The sequence below is a fragment of the Citrobacter sp. Cpo221 genome (assembly GCF_030332345.1).
Classification (GTDB): Bacteria; Pseudomonadota; Gammaproteobacteria; order Enterobacterales; family Enterobacteriaceae; genus Citrobacter; species Citrobacter portucalensis.
Genome location: NZ_JAOWIA010000056.1, coordinates 215,959 through 232,475, shown reverse-complemented (window position 1 = coordinate 232,475; position 16,517 = coordinate 215,959). Strand labels below are relative to the sequence as shown.

23 protein-coding genes are annotated in these 16,517 nt (G+C 52.4%); 10 read left to right on the top strand and 13 right to left on the bottom strand.

Annotation, left to right across the window (positions count from 1 at the left end; genetic code table 11):
• Nucleotides 1–56 precede the first annotated feature (56 nt).
• From npr to OGY72_RS15290, 11 genes are all read right to left on the bottom strand, one after another.
• Nucleotides 57–329 carry a PTS phosphocarrier protein NPr gene (gene npr, locus OGY72_RS15340; protein WP_003828770.1) on the bottom strand — a complete coding sequence of 91 codons (273 nt, stop codon included), beginning with the start codon at nucleotides 327–329 and terminating at the stop codon, nucleotides 57–59.
• On the bottom strand, nucleotides 326–1,180 hold the full coding sequence (gene rapZ, locus OGY72_RS15335) for an RNase adapter RapZ (protein WP_003025085.1): 855 nt from the start codon (nucleotides 1,178–1,180) through the stop codon (nucleotides 326–328). The genes npr and rapZ overlap by 4 nt, the downstream gene beginning before the upstream one ends.
• 45 nt (nucleotides 1,181–1,225) lie before the next feature.
• Entirely contained in the window at nucleotides 1,226–1,717 is a 492-nt protein-coding gene (ptsN, locus tag OGY72_RS15330; protein WP_003025083.1) for a PTS IIA-like nitrogen regulatory protein PtsN, read from the bottom strand.
• An 83-nt stretch (nucleotides 1,718–1,800) separates the two neighbouring features.
• Complete coding sequence (gene hpf, locus OGY72_RS15325; RefSeq protein WP_003025078.1) at nucleotides 1,801–2,088, bottom strand: ribosome hibernation promoting factor; 288 nt, start codon at nucleotides 2,086–2,088, stop codon at nucleotides 1,801–1,803.
• A gap of 22 nt (nucleotides 2,089–2,110) precedes the next feature.
• On the bottom strand, nucleotides 2,111–3,544 hold the full coding sequence (gene rpoN / locus OGY72_RS15320) for an RNA polymerase factor sigma-54 (RefSeq protein ID WP_032934192.1): 1,434 nt from the start codon (nucleotides 3,542–3,544) through the stop codon (nucleotides 2,111–2,113).
• A gap of 46 nt (nucleotides 3,545–3,590) precedes the next feature.
• Nucleotides 3,591–4,316, bottom strand: a complete 726-nt coding sequence (gene lptB / locus OGY72_RS15315; RefSeq protein ID WP_003828761.1) for an LPS export ABC transporter ATP-binding protein — start codon at nucleotides 4,314–4,316, stop codon at nucleotides 3,591–3,593.
• A gap of 6 nt (nucleotides 4,317–4,322) precedes the next feature.
• Nucleotides 4,323–4,871 carry a lipopolysaccharide ABC transporter substrate-binding protein LptA gene (gene lptA / locus OGY72_RS15310; protein ID WP_003828759.1) on the bottom strand — a complete coding sequence of 183 codons (549 nt, stop codon included), beginning with the start codon at nucleotides 4,869–4,871 and terminating at the stop codon, nucleotides 4,323–4,325.
• A complete protein-coding gene (lptC, locus tag OGY72_RS15305; RefSeq protein WP_003828757.1) occupies nucleotides 4,840–5,415 on the bottom strand; it encodes an LPS export ABC transporter periplasmic protein LptC in 576 nt (191 codons plus the stop codon). The genes lptA and lptC overlap by 32 nt, the downstream gene beginning before the upstream one ends.
• Complete coding sequence (gene kdsC / locus OGY72_RS15300) at nucleotides 5,412–5,978, bottom strand: 3-deoxy-manno-octulosonate-8-phosphatase KdsC (protein WP_003025065.1); 567 nt, start codon at nucleotides 5,976–5,978, stop codon at nucleotides 5,412–5,414. Before kdsC ends, lptC begins: the two co-directional genes overlap by 4 nt.
• Before the next feature lie 20 nt (nucleotides 5,979–5,998).
• Complete coding sequence (kdsD, locus tag OGY72_RS15295) at nucleotides 5,999–6,985, bottom strand: arabinose-5-phosphate isomerase KdsD (protein ID WP_126956972.1); 987 nt, start codon at nucleotides 6,983–6,985, stop codon at nucleotides 5,999–6,001.
• Between the two features lie 13 nt (nucleotides 6,986–6,998).
• Complete coding sequence (locus tag OGY72_RS15290) at nucleotides 6,999–7,976, bottom strand: calcium/sodium antiporter (RefSeq protein WP_003828751.1); 978 nt, start codon at nucleotides 7,974–7,976, stop codon at nucleotides 6,999–7,001.
• Nucleotides 7,977–8,191: 215 nt separating this feature from the next.
• Between OGY72_RS15290 and mlaF the strand changes: the two genes are divergently transcribed.
• The 7 genes from mlaF to murA all read left to right on the top strand — a co-directional run bounded on the left by mlaF (nucleotide 8,192) and on the right by murA (nucleotide 13,040).
• Complete coding sequence (gene mlaF / locus OGY72_RS15285; RefSeq protein WP_003828749.1) at nucleotides 8,192–9,004, top strand: phospholipid ABC transporter ATP-binding protein MlaF; 813 nt, start codon at nucleotides 8,192–8,194, stop codon at nucleotides 9,002–9,004.
• 7 nt (nucleotides 9,005–9,011) lie between these two features.
• On the top strand, nucleotides 9,012–9,794 hold the full coding sequence (mlaE, locus tag OGY72_RS15280) for a lipid asymmetry maintenance ABC transporter permease subunit MlaE (protein ID WP_003025053.1): 783 nt from the start codon (nucleotides 9,012–9,014) through the stop codon (nucleotides 9,792–9,794).
• A 4-nt stretch (nucleotides 9,795–9,798) separates the two neighbouring features.
• Entirely contained in the window at nucleotides 9,799–10,356 is a 558-nt protein-coding gene (gene mlaD, locus OGY72_RS15275; RefSeq protein ID WP_003828747.1) for an outer membrane lipid asymmetry maintenance protein MlaD, read from the top strand.
• An 18-nt stretch (nucleotides 10,357–10,374) separates the two neighbouring features.
• Nucleotides 10,375–11,010, top strand: coding sequence for a phospholipid-binding protein MlaC (gene mlaC, locus OGY72_RS15270; protein WP_003025047.1), 636 nt, complete (start codon nucleotides 10,375–10,377; stop codon nucleotides 11,008–11,010).
• Nucleotides 11,010–11,303: a lipid asymmetry maintenance protein MlaB gene (mlaB, locus tag OGY72_RS15265; protein ID WP_003025045.1), complete on the top strand. Its 294-nt coding sequence runs from the start codon at nucleotides 11,010–11,012 to the stop codon at nucleotides 11,301–11,303. Before mlaC ends, mlaB begins: the two co-directional genes overlap by 1 nt.
• Nucleotides 11,304–11,472: 169 nt before the next feature.
• Nucleotides 11,473–11,727, top strand: a complete 255-nt coding sequence (gene ibaG / locus OGY72_RS15260; RefSeq protein ID WP_003025040.1) for a BolA family iron metabolism protein IbaG — start codon at nucleotides 11,473–11,475, stop codon at nucleotides 11,725–11,727.
• A 53-nt stretch (nucleotides 11,728–11,780) separates the two neighbouring features.
• Nucleotides 11,781–13,040, top strand: coding sequence for a UDP-N-acetylglucosamine 1-carboxyvinyltransferase (gene murA, locus OGY72_RS15255; RefSeq protein ID WP_087052964.1), 1,260 nt, complete (start codon nucleotides 11,781–11,783; stop codon nucleotides 13,038–13,040).
• A gap of 56 nt (nucleotides 13,041–13,096) precedes the next feature.
• Here the strand turns inward: murA and sfsB are convergent, their stop codons facing one another.
• Both sfsB and ispB read right to left on the bottom strand, forming a co-directional pair.
• Nucleotides 13,097–13,381 (bottom strand): DNA-binding transcriptional regulator SfsB, encoded by a 285-nt coding sequence (gene sfsB / locus OGY72_RS15250; RefSeq protein WP_063941611.1) that lies wholly within the window; start codon nucleotides 13,379–13,381, stop codon nucleotides 13,097–13,099.
• Nucleotides 13,382–13,602: 221 nt separating this feature from the next.
• On the bottom strand, nucleotides 13,603–14,574 hold the full coding sequence (gene ispB, locus OGY72_RS15245; RefSeq protein ID WP_079938266.1) for an octaprenyl diphosphate synthase: 972 nt from the start codon (nucleotides 14,572–14,574) through the stop codon (nucleotides 13,603–13,605).
• A gap of 258 nt (nucleotides 14,575–14,832) precedes the next feature.
• Between ispB and rplU the strand changes: the two genes are divergently transcribed.
• The 3 genes from rplU (at nucleotide 14,833) to OGY72_RS15230 (ending at nucleotide 16,514) form a co-directional block, all read left to right on the top strand.
• Complete coding sequence (rplU, locus tag OGY72_RS15240; protein WP_003025032.1) at nucleotides 14,833–15,144, top strand: 50S ribosomal protein L21; 312 nt, start codon at nucleotides 14,833–14,835, stop codon at nucleotides 15,142–15,144.
• A gap of 19 nt (nucleotides 15,145–15,163) precedes the next feature.
• Nucleotides 15,164–15,421, top strand: coding sequence for a 50S ribosomal protein L27 (rpmA, locus tag OGY72_RS15235; protein ID WP_003025030.1), 258 nt, complete (start codon nucleotides 15,164–15,166; stop codon nucleotides 15,419–15,421).
• A gap of 127 nt (nucleotides 15,422–15,548) precedes the next feature.
• Nucleotides 15,549–16,514: a DMT family transporter gene (locus OGY72_RS15230; protein ID WP_032945110.1), complete on the top strand. Its 966-nt coding sequence runs from the start codon at nucleotides 15,549–15,551 to the stop codon at nucleotides 16,512–16,514.
• The last annotated feature ends 3 nt before the right edge of the window (nucleotides 16,515–16,517 follow it).

The window sequence follows — 16,517 nt, the reverse complement described above, 5'->3', positions numbered from 1 at the left end:
GCCGGATGCGGCGTAAACGCCTTATCCGGCCTACTGGCTACGTTCTGTGTACTCGATTAATCTTCATCAAACCCTGAATTAAACAGGGCAATCACTGCGGCCAGGGCTTCTACTTCCTGTGGTCCCGTGGCTTCGACTTCTATCTGACGCCCTTTGGCTGAATCCAGCATCAGCAGAGCGATAACGCTGTTGGCCTCGGCCTCCGTTCCTTCATCATTACGCAGCAAAACTTCTGCTTCGAAACCCTGCATCAATTCAAACAGTTTCATCGCTGGGCGGGCATGCATGCCCAGCTTATTGGTGATTTCAACGGTTTGCTTCACGGTCATGATTTACGTTTTTCCAGCGTACGATGGCGTGACTGCACGTTTTTACCGCGTGAGCGGAAGTAGTCTGCCAGCTGCTCTGCAATATACACCGAACGGTGTTTCCCGCCGGTACAGCCGATGGCTACGGTAAGGTAGCTACGGTTGTTGGTCTCCAGCATGGGTAACCATAGCTCAAGATAGCTGCGAGTCTGGTAGATAAAATTGTGTACTTCTGTGTGCCTGTCGAGGAATGCGGCGACGGGGCGGTCAAGACCGGTCATTGGGCGCAGCTTCGGATCCCAGTGTGGGTTAGGCAGGAAGCGCACGTCAAAGACGTAATCCGCATCAATCGGGATACCGTGTTTGAAACCAAAGGATTCGAATACCATCGTCAATTCACGTTCACGTTTACCCAGCAGTCGGGTACGTAACATTTCCGCCAGTTCGTGTACGGACATTTCGGAGGTATCAACGATCAGGTCAGCGCGAGAGCGCAGAGGCTCCAGCAAATCGCTTTCCTTATCGATAGCGCTTTCCAGAGACAAGTTCTTGCTGGAGAGCGGGTGTAAACGGCGCGTGTCGCTGTAGCGACGAATCAGCGTGTTACGGTCTGCATCAAGGAACAGCAGCTGTGGTGAGAAACCCTCGGGCAGATTATTCATTGCCTGCTCGAAAATTTCCGGGGACTCAGGCATGTTGCGCACATCAATGCTGACGGCCGCAGAAATCTGGCGATCGGCCAGTGTACGAGCCAGATCGGGCAACAGCACTACGGGAAGGTTATCCACGCAGTAAAAACCCATATCTTCCAGCGCACGCAGGGCGACGGATTTGCCAGACCCTGAACGACCGCTGACGATCATCAGTACCATGTACTGTTTCTCCTCACAACGACAAAAAAGGATGCCATTGGGTTGTTATGCCTCATCCTGTCCACCTTCGGTGTCCGTGATGATTTGATACAACTCCTGGTCACTTTGCGCGGCGCGCAGACGACGACAGATGGTTTTATCTGCCAGACGTTTTGCGACCAGTGACAACGTATGCAAATGCGTCTTGGTTTGGTCTGCCGGGACCAGCAGGGCGAAAAGCAGATCGACAGGTTGATTATCAATGGCGTCGAAGGCGATGGGTGTTTCGAGTTGAACAAACACACCAACCGCGCGCATCGTGTCTTCTTCCAGCTTTCCGTGCGGGATAGCAATACCATTACCGATGCCGGTACTGCCCATTTTTTCACGCGTCAGAATGGCTTCAAATACCACCTGAGAAGGCAAGCTAAGCTGTTTTGCCGCAAGTTCGCTGATGATTTCCAGTGCGCGTTTCTTGCTTTGGCAGTGAACGCCTGCGCGTGTACATTCCTGGTTAAGAACAGTGCTCAGTTGTAGAGTCGTATCGTTATTTGTCATAATTTCACCTAAGCGCTAACTGTACAAATGGCCCGTTGTGCTACACAACAGGCCGTCCTGCACCCGCTAACTGCCCGGACAAGTTAGTGCTGTTTCAGTTTATCTTTATGTTTTGTTAACTGCCGAGCCAGTTTATCAATTAAACCGTCAATGGCGGCGTACATATCCTGACCTTCCGCGCTGGCATGAATTTCGCCACCGTTCACATGCAGTGTTGCATCCGAGATATGTGTAACCTTCTCCACTTTCAACACAATATAGACCTGATTAATCCGGTCGAAATATTGTTCGAGCTTGGCAAATTTTGTATTCACAAAATCGCGCAGGGCTTCGGTGATTTCGACGTTGTTTCCAGTGATGTTGAGCTGCATAGTGTCTTCCTTATCGGTTGGGTCACACCAGCTGTTTGCGCTGGTTAGACGGCGGAATGGATAAAGACTCTCGGTACTTCGCAACGGTGCGGCGTGCCACCATGATACCCTGTTCTGACAGCATAGAGGTTAACTTGCTGTCACTCAGCGGTTTCGCGGGGTTTTCCGCAGCAATTAATTTCTTCACCAGCGCACGGATAGCTGTGGATGAGGCTTCACCTCCGCCTTCAGTGTTAACGTGACTGGAAAAGAAATACTTCAATTCAAAAATGCCGCGCGGACTGTGCAGATACTTTTGCGTGGTCACACGGGAAATGGTCGATTCGTGCATCTCGACGGCCTGGGCGATATCCGCCAGTACCATCGGTTTCATATACTCTTCGCCTTGTTCAAAGAAAGCTTGCTGCTGCTCAACGATGCAGCGGCTGACGCGCAGCAACGTATCATTGCGGCTTTCCAAGCTTTTAATCAGCCACTTCGCATCTTGCAGATTGCTACGAATAAACTGGCTGTCGGCATCGTTGCGCGCGCTATTGCACATCGCGGCGTAGTGCTGGTTAATCTGTAAGCGCGGAATGCTGTCGCCGTTGAGTTCGACCACCCAGCGATCGTTATGCTTACGCACCAGCACATCCGGAATGACGTACTCCGGCTCGCCAGTCTGGATCGACTGCCCTGGGCGGGGATCAAGCGACTGGATGAGGTTGACGGCTTCTTTCAGCACGTCTTCTTTCAGTCGGGTCACGCGCATCAGCGTGCGGAAGTCATGGTTGGCTAACAGATCGAGATGATCGCTGATGATCAGGCGCGCTTCATCCAGCCACGGTGTGGCTTTATCAAACTGCGAAAGTTGGATCAGTAAGCAGTCACGGAGATCTTTGGCGGCCACGCCAACGGGATCAAAGCGCTGAACACGTTTAAGCACGGCTTCGATTTCGTCCATACCGACGTCGTCATCGCCCATGCTTTCGAGAATATCGTCCAGTGTCACGGTGAGATAACCGGTTTCGTCTACCGCATCCACAATGGATGTCGCAATGGCGCGATCGGTATCCGAGAACGGGGTCAGTTCCACTTGCCACATCAGGTAATCCTGTAGTGATTGCGTGGTCTCACCCTGATAGACAGGCAGTTCGTCGTCGATGTAATCTCCGCTGGTGCCCGAAGGCGTCCCGGCGGTGTAAATTTCATCCCAACTGGCGTCAAGCGGCAACTCCTCAGGCATCTCTTTTTGTTCGAGTGCATCTGCGGTGTCGAGGGTTTCGCTGTCCTGTTTTTCCTGGGTATCAATTTCGTCGTGAAGATCGGTTTGCTCGAGCAGTGGGTTACTTTCCAGCGCTTGCTGAAGTTCTTGCTGAAGTTCCAGCGTGGACAACTGCAACAGACGGATAGCCTGTTGTAGCTGAGGCGTCATCGCCAGTTGTTGGCTAAGCCTGAGTTGCAAACCTTGCTTCATGTTCAGAGTTGTTTTCTCCTGCAGTGACGTGAAGTCTTCTACCCTATCAGAGTCTGAAGTCTTCCCCAAGGTATACGCGCTTAACGTGCTCATCCTGCAGTATTTCTGTTGGCGTGCCGTGCGCGATCAGGTGCCCCTGACTTACGATATAGGCGCGCTCACACACTGCCAGCGTTTCGCGGACGTTGTGGTCGGTAATCAGCACGCCAAGGCCGCTGTCGCGCAGGTGTTCGATGATCCGTTTAATATCAATAACAGAAATCGGGTCAACACCGGCAAACGGTTCATCCAGCAGGATAAATTTCGGATTGGCGGCCAGTGCGCGAGCGATCTCCACGCGGCGTCGTTCACCACCGGAGAGCGACTGACCTAAGCTGTCGCGCAGGTGCTCGATGTGGAATTCTTCCATCAGCTCGTTAGCGCGATCTTCTCGCTGCTCGCTGGTCAGATCGTCACGAATTTGCAGCACCGCCATCAGGTTATCAAACACGCTCAGGCGACGGAAAATCGATGCTTCCTGCGGTAAGTAGCCGATGCCGCGACGCGCGCGCGCATGCAGAGGCAGCAGGCTGATGTCTTCGTCATCAATGATAATGTTACCCGCATCGCGCGGGACAATGCCGACCACCATGTAAAAGGTCGTTGTCTTGCCTGCACCGTTAGGACCGAGCAGACCGACGATCTCCCCGGAGTTGACGGTCAGACTGACATCTTCAACCACACGACGGCCTTTATAGGCTTTTGCAAGGTTCTTTGCAGTTAATGTTGCCATAACGAATCAGTTACCTTTTTTCTCTGCCGGAGCCTTGTTTTTGTCCTGCAACTGCGACGGAACCAGAACAGTGGTGACGCGTTTGCCTTTATCGCTGAAGGCCTGCATTTTCTGCTCTTTTACCAGATAGGTGATTTTATCGCCCGTAATGTTGCTATCGAGCTGTTCCAGATAAGCCTTACCGGTGAGAACGACGAAGTCTTTCGCCAGTTCATAGTGCATCTGCGAGGCGTGGCCTTTAACCGGTTTACCGTTGTCCTGCATCTGGTAAAAGGTTGCTGGATTGCCATAGCCGTCAATCACTTCTTTTCCGTCTTCGCCACCAGGACGAGTCACGACGACTTTATCGGCGTTAATTTTGATGGTGCCCTGAGTCACAATCACGTTGCCAGTAAACGTCACCACGTTGCCCTGCATATCCAGGGACTGCTGGTCCGATTCAATGTGAATCGGCTGCTCGGTATCGCCGGTGACGGCAAATGCCGGAATGCTGGCGGCCAGAAGTGAGCTGGCAAGTACAAGATTAAGGCTGAGTTTGTTTGTTTTGGATTTCATATGAGGTTCTAACCTTTTCAATCAGCTCGGCGTTCTTGCTGCGTAAGTTGCCGCGCATCTTCAGTCCGCTGGAGTTAAATGTTGTGCCATACAACGTCACCAGATCATCGGAAGTGACGTCTTGTGTCACCAGGTTAATCTGCGCGTTATCGGTCGTAATTCTGCGTAGTTGAGAGTCAGGCACCAGGGCGTTAACCTCAACATGGCCGTACAGATACAGCATCCGATCGTTGGTCAATTTGGCTTTATCGGCCTTGATCGTCCAGGTCGGTACTTTATCCTTATCAAACGTGGTTAATACCGGTTGAGTAAACCACGAAACCGCTTGTTCCGAATAATATTCAACGTGTTGTGCGATCAAGTGATAGCTCAGCGCGCCTTCCGGACTATACACAACGGTATCAGTATGTTCGCTCTTATAGGTTGGCTCGTTGTTATTGACGACGACCTGAGCGGTGTCATCTTTGTCTGCCAGATTAATACCAATCATCACAAGGACAGCCAGCGACAGTAGAATGATAACCCAACGTCTGGTTTTGCTCATATCGATTGCCCTTTGGCCTCGTCCAGTTTGCCCTGCGCCAGGAGTAATAAATCGCAGACTTCACGCACAGCGCCACGTCCCCCATTAATACGGGTGACATAATCGGCCCGCGGGATCAGCAAAGGGTGGGCATCTGCCACCGCTACACTCAATCCCACTTGTGCCATCACCGGCCAGTCGATCAGATCATCGCCAACGTAGGCGACATTCTCCGGCGCGATCGCCAGTTTGCTAAGGAGATCGCCAAAGGCAACCAGTTTGTCTGACTGCCCCTGATACAGGTGGGTGATCCCCAAAGTGGCACAGCGATCTTCTACAAGTTTAGCCTTTCGTCCGGTAATAATGGCAACCTCAATACCGGAAGTGAGCGCACAGCGAATTCCGTAACCATCACGGACGTTAAAAGCCTTCAGCTCTTCACCGTTGTTGCCCATATAAATCAGACCATCAGACAGTACGCCATCCACATCCAGGATCAGCAAACGGATGTTTTCTGCCCGGGTGATAACGTCTGCGCTGACGGGTCCATAACAGGTCGCAAGCGACGCACCTGCTTTACTCATTTTCGTTATCCTTGAGTTTCTTACACTACACCTGCACGCAGCAGATCATGCATATGTAACACACCGAGTAACTGGTCGCCATCAGCAACCATTACCGAGGTGATATGACGGGACTGCATTAAGTTCAGGGCATCGACGGCAAGAATGCCCGGACGCACGCGAATGCCTCCAGGGGTCATCACATCGGCAATGCCTAACTGGCGTACATCAACGCCCATATCGAAGACACGACGTAAATCGCCATCGGTGAAAATACCGTCAATCTTCATGGCATCATCGCAAATGACGGTCATGCCGAGATTTTTACGCGTGATCTCAAGTAAGGCGTCACGCAGGCTGGCGTTTTTGGTCACATGCGGGATCTCGTCGCCCGTATGCATAATATCGTTAACGCGCAGTAAAAGCTTACGGCCCAGTGCGCCACCGGGATGAGACAACGCAAAATCTTCCGCGGTAAAGCCGCGCGCTTTTAATAACGCCACCGCCAGGGCATCGCCCATCACCAGTGTTGCTGTCGTACTGCTGGTCGGCGCCAGGCCTAACGGACAAGCTTCCTTGGGCACTTTAACACACAGATGCACATCTGCCGCACGCGCCATGCTGCTTTCCGGACGACCGGTCATGCAGATAAGCGGTACATGAAGACGTTTTAATACTGGGATCAACGCCGCTATCTCATTGGATTCACCGGAGTTAGAGATGGCGATGACCACATCCTGCGGCGAGACCATACCCAAATCGCCATGTGCGGCTTCGCCTGGGTGTACAAAAAATGAGGGGGTGCCGGTGCTGGCAAATGTGGCTGCCATTTTCCGCCCGATATGGCCGGATTTCCCCATTCCCATCACCACCACTTTGCCCGGGCAGCTGAATATTTTCTCGCATGCGAGGGTAAAATTTTGGTTGATGTACTGATCAAGCTCCGCCAGGCCTTCACGTTCAATTGCCAGGACTTCCTTGCCTGCTTGCTGAAAGTCAAAACCCGGTTGCAACTCTAAGTGCGACATAATGCGTTTCCAGTTATCCAACGAGAAGTGGCGATAACCAATACAGCATCGCCAGCCATATGATAAAACCGCCGGTCAGCAGCGCACCTGCGCCGCGACCAATCTGGCGCGGACGTCGCCAGCAGAGTAGTGCAAAAATTACGCTCACCAGCAGCATGACGCTATAGTCGCGGGTGAAGGCCATCGGATTGACTTCACCCGGCGTAATCAGCGCCGGTAGCCCGAGGACGATAACAATATTAAAAATGTTCGCGCCGATAATGTTACCGACGGCAATATCGTTTTCACCTTTACGCAGACCCGCAATCGCCGTTGCCAGCTCCGGCAGACTGGTACCAATGGCGACCACCGTCAGCCCGATGGTAAGTTCGCTCATGGCGAAATAGTTCGCCAGTACGGTAGCGTTATCCACCACCATACGTGTTGCCATTGGCATGATAATCAGCGCAATGCCCAACCACAAAAATGCGACAGGTAATCCGCCTTCGCGCGGCAGCTCAGCTATCTGCTCACGTGTCAGGCTGTCATTGCCTTGTCGCTCGGCCAGACGGGCGATTTTAACAATGAATAGCAGCCATAGCACGGCCAGAAGCAGAAGAAAGAAACCGTCGCTGCGGCTCAACTGCCCGTCATACAGGACAGATGCAGCTAAAATACTTACCAGCAACATTAGCGGTAATTCACGACGCAGAACATCAGAATGCACGGTAAAAGGATGAATCAGCGCCGACAGGCCTAAAATAAGCAGAATGTTGGTGATGTTAGAACCTATGGCGGTCCCGACAGCCAGATCGAGTTGCCCATTCATCGATGCGGCAACGGAGACAATTATCTCGGGTAACGACGTACCCATGCTGACCACGGTCATTCCGATGATAATGGGAGGAATACCGAAATTTCGACATAAAATGGATGCGGCAAATACCAGACGGTCGGCACCGTAGACCACCAGAAGTAAACCAATTATTAACAGCGCCGTCGCTAAAAGCATCTAAAGTCCTTTCTTCAGGTATACTCGCCGGTCCACTTGAAGGATCTTCTGGAAGCCGTAACGAAGTCTTAATTTTGACTTTATGCGGCTAAAAAGTAAAACAAATGCCAGCTTTCGCTAACCAGGACAGGCAATAATCTGTAAATATGTTGGGTTCAGGGCTAAATTGAGCGCCAAACTCTTCGATCAACGAGGCAATAGTAAAGGATGAATCAATGGGTCAGTCTGTGGCGAATCTAGTCGATATGCGCGATGTCAGCTTTTCCCGGGGTGACCGCTGCATCTTTGATAATATTTCCCTGACGGTACCGCGCGGTAAGGTGACGGCGATCATGGGGCCATCAGGCATCGGCAAAACGACGCTGTTGCGTCTGATTGGCGGACAGATCCCCCCGGATAAGGGCGAGATCCTGTTTGACGGTGAGAACGTCCCGGCCATGTCCCGTTCGCGTTTATTTACCGTGCGTAAGCGCATGAGTATGCTGTTTCAGTCTGGTGCGCTATTTACCGACATGAATGTTTTTGACAACGTCGCGTACCCTCTGCGCGAGCATACGACGTTGCCAGCGCCGTTGCTGAAGAGCACGGTGATGATGAAGCTCGAGGCCGTCGGCCTGCGGGGTGCGGCCAAATTAATGCCTTCTGAATTATCCGGTGGGATGGCGCGTCGCGCCGCGTTAGCACGTGCTATCGCGCTGGAGCCAGACCTCATCATGTTTGATGAGCCGTTCGTCGGCCAGGATCCCATCACCATGGGCGTTCTGGTGAAGCTGATTTCAGAACTGAACAGCGCGCTGGGCGTCACCTGTGTGGTGGTATCCCATGATGTGCCTGAGGTACTGAGTATTGCGGATTACGCCTATATAATGGCGGACAAAAAAATAGTGGCCTACGGTAGTGCTCAGGCGCTACAAGAAAATGCCGATCCGCGCGTACGCCAGTTCCTTGACGGCATTGCCGATGGACCGGTTCCGTTCCGTTACCCGGCGGGCGACTACCACATCGATTTACTCAAAACAGGGAGTTAAGCCACCCATGTTGTTAAATGCGCTGGCATCACTCGGACATCGGGGAATAAAAACCCTCAGGACGTTCGGGCGAGCCGGATTAATGTTGTTCAATGCGGTTGTCGGCAAGCCGGAGTTTCGCAAACATGCGCCGCTGCTGATACGCCAGCTCTATAATGTCGGTGTCTTATCGATGCTGATCATTATTGTTTCTGGCGTGTTCATCGGTATGGTGCTGGGGTTGCAGGGATACCTGGTGCTGACGACTTACAGCGCGGAAACCAGCCTCGGTATGCTGGTGGCACTGTCATTGTTACGTGAGCTGGGACCGGTTGTTGCGGCGCTGCTGTTTGCCGGGCGGGCCGGGTCGGCCTTAACCGCAGAAATTGGCCTGATGCGGGCGACCGAACAGCTTTCCAGTCTGGAAATGATGGCCGTCGATCCACTGCGCCGGGTGATTTCCCCACGTTTTTGGGCCGGTGTTATTTCATTGCCGCTGCTGACGATTATTTTTGTCGCAGTCGGGATCTGGGGTGGTTCACTGGTTGGCGTAAGCTGGAAGGGTATTGATGCGGGCTTTTTCTGGTCGGCTATGCAAAATGCCGTCGACTGGCGTCTGGACCTGGTCAACTGTCTGATTAAGAGCGTGGTGTTCGCCATTACGGTCACATGGATTGCATTGTTCAATGGTTATGATGCGATCCCGACCTCTGCCGGGATTAGCCGGGCAACGACACGCACCGTTGTGCACGCCTCTCTTGCCGTTCTGGGGCTGGATTTTGTGCTGACCGCACTGATGTTTGGGAATTGAGTTCATGCAAACGAAAAAAAATGAAATTTGGGTCGGGTTATTCTTGCTGGTTGCGCTGCTGGCTGCGCTGTTTGTCTGCCTGAAGGCAGCGAACGTCACCTCAATGCGTACTGAGCCGACTTACACGATTTATGCGACCTTTGATAATATCGGCGGCCTGAGAGAGCGTTCTCCGGTGCGGATTGGCGGGGTGGTAGTTGGACGCGTATCGGACATCTCGTTAGATCCGAAAACGTACCTGCCGCGCGTGACGCTGGAAATCGAATCGCGTTTTAACCATATTCCTGACACCAGTTCTCTGAGCATCCGTACTTCCGGTCTGCTGGGCGAACAGTATCTGGCATTGAACGTGGGTTTTGAAGATCCTGAGCTGGGAACGTCTATCCTCAAAGATGGCGGTACGATTCAGGACACGAAATCCGCGATGGTGCTGGAAGATATGATTGGTCAGTTCCTTTACAACAGCAACAGTAAAGGTGATGACAATAAGAATTCTGGCGATGCGCCAGCCGCAACTGACGGCAATAATGAAGCCACTACGCCTGCGGGCGCAACGAAATAATCTCAGGAGAATCGACGTATGTTTAAACGATTGATGATGGTGGCTATGCTGGTGATTGCTCCACTTAGCGCGGCAACCGCAGCAGACCAGACTAACCCGTACAAACTGATGGATGAGGCGGCGCAGAAGACCTTTGACCGTCTGAAAAACGAGCAACCAAAAATCCGTTCCAACCCCGATTACCTGCGTCAGGTCGTCGATCAGGAACTGCTGCCTTATGTGCAGGTTAAGTATGCCGGTGCGCTGGTGCTGGGCCGTTACTACAAAGATGCGACTCCTGCCCAACGTGAAGCCTATTTTGCCGCATTCCGTGAATATCTGAAGCAGGCTTACGGCCAGGCACTGGCGATGTACCACGGCCAGACCTATCAGATTGCCCCTGAACAACCGCTGGGTGATGCGACTATCGTACCTATCCGCGTAACCATCATCGATCCAAACGGTCGTCCTCCGGTACGTCTGGATTTCCAGTGGCGTAAAAACTCCCAGACCGGTAACTGGCAGGCGTATGACATGATCGCCGAAGGCGTAAGTATGATCACCACCAAACAAAATGAGTGGAGCGACCTGCTGCGTACCAAAGGTATTGATGGCCTGACGGCGCAGCTGAAATCTATTTCTCAGCAGAAAATCACGCTGGAAGAGAAAAAATAATGACGCAGTCACTCACCTGGACGCGTGAAGGCGACAAGCTGGTGCTGGTGGGAGAGCTGGATCAGGACGTGTTAAATCCCTTATGGGATGCGCGAATTGAGGCGATGAAAGGGGTATCTTGCATCGATCTGAACCAGGTATCCCGGGTAGATACCGGCGGTCTGGCGTTACTGTTGCATCTGATTAATCAGGGCAAGCAGCAGGGAAACAGCGTTTCGCTCACTGGCGTGAACGATAAAGTGTACACGCTGGCGCAGCTTTACAATTTGCCTGACGACGTCCTTCCGCGTTAATTTTTCCAGGCCGGATAAGGTCTTGTGCCACTATCCGGCAAAACCCCTGAGGGGGATCTGCTACTAAAGCCTTGTCTGATTTATCAGCGAGGCTTTTTGCTTATTTATGACAGCGCCACTTTGCTCTAAGATGTTGGGCTGTTTTCACTATCTGACGAATGAAGAGCCCATGGAAAATAATGAAATTCAGAGCGTGCTGATGAATGCACTCTCCCTCCAGGAAGTCCACGTTTCTGGCGACGGCAGTCACTTTCAGGTTATTGCCGTGGGTGAGATGTTTGAAGGCATGAGCCGGGTCAAGAAGCAGCAATCGGTCTATGGCCCGTTGATGGAGTACATTGCGGACAACCGCATTCATGCCGTGTCGATTAAGGCGTTTACCCCAGCGGAATGGGCGCGCGATCGCAAACTTAACGGTTTTTGAGCTACGGGTGATGTGCCGGTAGCGAAGATAAATTCTTAACAGAGAACAGAATAATGGATAAATTTCGTGTTCAGGGGCCAACCAAGCTCCAGGGCGAAGTCACAATTTCAGGCGCTAAAAATGCCGCACTGCCGATCCTGTTTGCGGCGCTGCTGGCTGAAGAACCTGTAGAGATCCAAAACGTCCCGAAACTGAAGGACGTTGACACCTCGATGAAGCTGCTGAGCCAGCTGGGTGCGAAAGTTGAGCGTAATGGTTCCGTGCACATTGATGCGCGTGATGTGAACGTCTTCTGTGCGCCATACGATCTGGTGAAAACCATGCGTGCATCCATTTGGGCGCTCGGGCCGCTGGTTGCCCGCTTTGGTCAGGGCCAGGTTTCACTGCCGGGCGGCTGCACCATCGGCGCGCGTCCGGTTGACCTGCACATTACCGGTCTGGAGCAGTTAGGCGCGACTATCAAGCTGGAAGAAGGCTATGTGAAGGCGTCCGTTGATGGTCGTCTGAAAGGCGCGCATATCGTCATGGACAAAGTGAGCGTCGGCGCGACGGTCACCATCATGTGCGCAGCAACGCTTGCCGAAGGCACCACCATCATCGAAAACGCCGCGCGCGAGCCGGAGATCGTGGATACCGCGAACTTCCTGATTGCGCTGGGCGCGAAGATCACGGGTCAGGGCACCGATCGTATTACCATCGAAGGCGTTGAGCGTCTCGGCGGCGGTGTTTATCGCGTTCTGCCAGACCGCATCGAAACCGGTACCTTCCTGGTGGCTGCGGCAATTTCTCGTGGCAAAATTATCTGCCGTAATGCACAGCCGGACACGCTGGATGCCGTTCTGGCGAAGCTGCGTGATGCGGGTGCGGATATCGAAGTCGGCGAGGACTGGATTAGCCTCGACATGCACGGCAAACGTCCGAAAGCGGTCAATGTGCGTACTGCGCCGCATCCGGCGTTCCCTACCGATATGCAGGCCCAGTTTACATTGCTGAACCTGGTAGCAGAAGGGACCGGCTTCATCACGGAAACCGTGTTTGAGAACCGCTTTATGCACGTGCCTGAGCTGAGCCGTATGGGTGCTCACGCAGAAATCGAAAGCAATACCGTGATTTGCCACGGCGTGGAAACGCTCTCTGGTGCACAGGTTATGGCGACCGATCTGCGCGCATCTGCAAGCCTGGTGCTGGCAGGCTGTATTGCTGAAGGTACGACGGTAGTCGACCGTATTTATCACATCGATCGCGGCTATGAGCGCATCGAAGATAAACTGCGTGCGCTGGGCGCAAACATTGAGCGCGTGAAAGGCGAGTAATCGTCAACGTCTCTTGTAACCCCCAGTTCAGTTGGCCGGGGGTTACAGCTCAATGTTCATTCCGGATTCTTTTTCTCTTTGCGACTCCTCATCATCCGCGTTCTGTCGATGAACTCATGCGTTTTGGCATCGTGATAGCGTGACGGCCAAATTACCCAGGGGTCAGTTCCCAGCGCCTGGGCGATTATCAACTCACCTTTTGGCCATGGTCTCGTTAACGCATTTGCCAGCGTTGATGAACTCAATCCATTTTTACGTGATTCAGCGGCCATTGAGGTCCCTTTCTTGCGCAGTCCGGCGATGATGTCGGCCGGATGCCAGTCAATCAGCTTGCTTTCCATAAATTCATCTCTCCTTTGGTTAACGACTTACGGTTCCACGATCGCTTGTGGCGACACTATAACGCCCGAAGAACGAATGTTCTAAAATGTTCATGTAAAGTGTGTGTATATTCAGAATATGCCAAGATTGTGCGTGATTTTCTGGAGAGGAGGAAATGCTTACTGGAGCTTATAAGAAAATCCCGTGCAGGGCACGGGATGAGAGAGGATGCAGTAGGGAATTAACGGTCGCGCTGTACGGCGATATGTGCCAGACCAATCAGCGCTTCTCTCCACGGCGTATCAGGCAGCACCTGCAGCGCAGCGATAGCCTTATCAGCCTCTTCTTCTGCACGTTGGCGAGTCCACTCCAGGGAGCCGCAGGCGTTCATTGCTTCCAGAACCGGCTCCAGAAGGTGACGACCATTACCTTGCTCAATGGCGTGGCGAATCATTTGCGCTTGTTCTGGGGTGCCGTGGCGCATGGCATGCAGCAGTGGCAGCGTTGGTTTACCCTCATTGAGGTCATCACCGACGTTTTTACCCAGCTGCTCGCCATCTGCGCTGTAATCCAGCAAATCGTCAATTAACTGGAAAGCGGTACCGAGATAACGGCCATAATCCTGCAACCCTTTTTCTTGTTCTTCGCTACAGCCAGCCAGAATACCTGAACATTGGGCTGCCGCTTCAAACAAACGCGCGGTCTTACTGTAGATGACGCGCATATAGTTTTCTTCGGTGATGTCCGGGTCGTTGACGTTCATCAACTGCAAGACTTCACCTTCGGCAATGACGTTGACTGCTTTCGACATGACTTCCAGCACTTTCAACGAGCCAAGGCTGGTCATCATCTGAAATGCTCGGGTATAGATAAAATCGCCAACCAGTACGCTGGCCGCATTACCAAACGCCGCATTTGCTGTGGCTTTCCCACGGCGCATGTCTGACTCATCCACAACATCGTCGTGCAGCAGGGTCGCTGTGTGGATAAACTCGATGAGGGCCGCAATCGTAACGTGCGCATTTTCCTGGTAACCAACGGCCCGCGCGGCGAGGACGGCGATCATTGGGCGAATGCGTTTTCCGCCGCCGCTAACGATGTAGTACCCCAGTTGATTGATCAGCTGAACGTCGGAATTGAGCTGTTCAAGGATTGTCGCATTGACCCCCGCCATATCTTGCGCGGTTAACTCATTGATTTTTTCTAAATTCATCGCAAAAGCCGGGCTTCTCGCCCCGATTACCTTACTGTGTGGGAAGGTAACGTCGGGTTTAGGGTTATAAATATATGCTGATTGTACTGAAAAAACGCCGTAGATAAACGTTACCGTACGTGTTGTGTTTTTTTTCTTCATGTATTGACGGTAGCACTTGTCAAAGGCTCGCGTTTTGCGTAATATTCGCGCCCTATTGTGAATATTTATAGCGCACTCTGAATCATCAAAAAGGTGTGCGCGGAAGCGGAGTTTTTTATGTACGCGGTTTTCCAAAGTGGTGGTAAACAACACCGAGTAAGCGAAGGTCAGACCGTTCGCCTGGAAAAGCTGGACATCGCAACTGGCGAATCTGTTGAATTCGCAGAAGTTCTGATGATCGCAAACGGTGAAGAAGTCAAAATCGGCGTTCCTTTCGTTGATGGCGGCGTTATCAAAGCTGAAGTCGTTGCTCACGGTCGTGGCGAGAAAGTTAAAATTGTTAAGTTTCGTCGTCGTAAACACTACCGTAAGCAGCAGGGCCATCGTCAGTGGTTCACTGATGTGAAAATCACTGGCATCAGCGCTTAAGTTAAGGGGAGCAGATTAAATGGCACATAAAAAGGCTGGCGGCTCGACTCGTAACGGTCGCGATTCAGAAGCTAAACGTCTGGGCGTAAAACGCTTCGGCGGTGAAACAGTTCTGGCTGGTAGCATCATCGTTCGTCAACGTGGTACTAAATTCCACGCTGGCTCCAACGTTGGTTGCGGCAAAGACCACACTCTGTTTGCTAAAGCAGACGGTAAAGTGAAATTTGAAGTGAAAGGCCCGAAAAACCGTAAATTCATCAGCATCGTTGCTGAATAAGTTTTTCGCGTCCCGGTAACGGATAAAAGCCCCGCAACACGTTGCGGGGCTTTTTACATTCGACGGCCGGTAAATACGCTCGTCGCGCCGTGACAACCCGGAAACGAGCTCTTGCAGGGAATACGGCATGAAGCAGCAGGCAGGCATTGGTATTCTGTTAGCACTCACAACGGCAGTATGTTGGGGCGCTTTGCCAATAGCAATGAAGCAAGTGCTGGAGGTGATGGAGCCTCCTACCGTGGTGTTCTACCGTTTTTTAATGGCAAGCGTTGGTCTTGGCGCTATTCTTGCGGTTAAAAAAAAGCTCCCTCCGTTGCGTATTTTTCGCAAAGCGCGTTGGCTGGTGTTGCTGGCTATCGCAACCGGTGGGCTGTTCGGTAACTTCATTCTGTTTAGTTCATCCTTGCAGTATTTGAGCCCAACGGCTTCGCAGGTTATCGGCCAGCTGTCACCGGTTGGTATGATGATCGCCAGCGTCTTTATCCTGAAAGAAAAGATGCGCGGCACGCAGGTTATTGGCGCCATTATGCTTCTGAGCGGCCTGGTTCTGTTTTTTAATACCAGTCTGATCGAGATTTTTACCCGACTCACCGATTACACCTGGGGCGTTATCTTTGGTGTCGGTGCGGCGATGGTCTGGGTGAGCTATGGGGTCGCGCAAAAGGTGTTATTGCGCCGCCTGGCATCACCGCAGATCCTGTTTTTACTGTACACTTTGTGTACGATAGCGTTGTTGCCGCTGGCTAAGCCCGGTGTCATCACGCAGCTCAGCGACTGGCAGCTGGCATGCCTGGTATTCTGCGGCCTGAATACGCTGGTAGGATACGGCGCACTTGCGGAAGCGATGGCGCGTTGGCAGGCGGCGCAGGTGAGCGCTCTTATCACGCTCACACCGCTGTTTACGTTGTTATTTTCAGATTTATTATCACTGGCCTGGCCCGATTTCTTCGCCAGACCGATGCTAAACCTATTAGGTTATCTCGGTGCGTTTATCGTGGTTGCGGGCGCGATGTATTCCGCCATTGGTCATCGAATTTGGGGCGGTTTACGTAAGCATGAAACGGTGGTTTCGCAACCCCGCTCAGGCGAATGATTT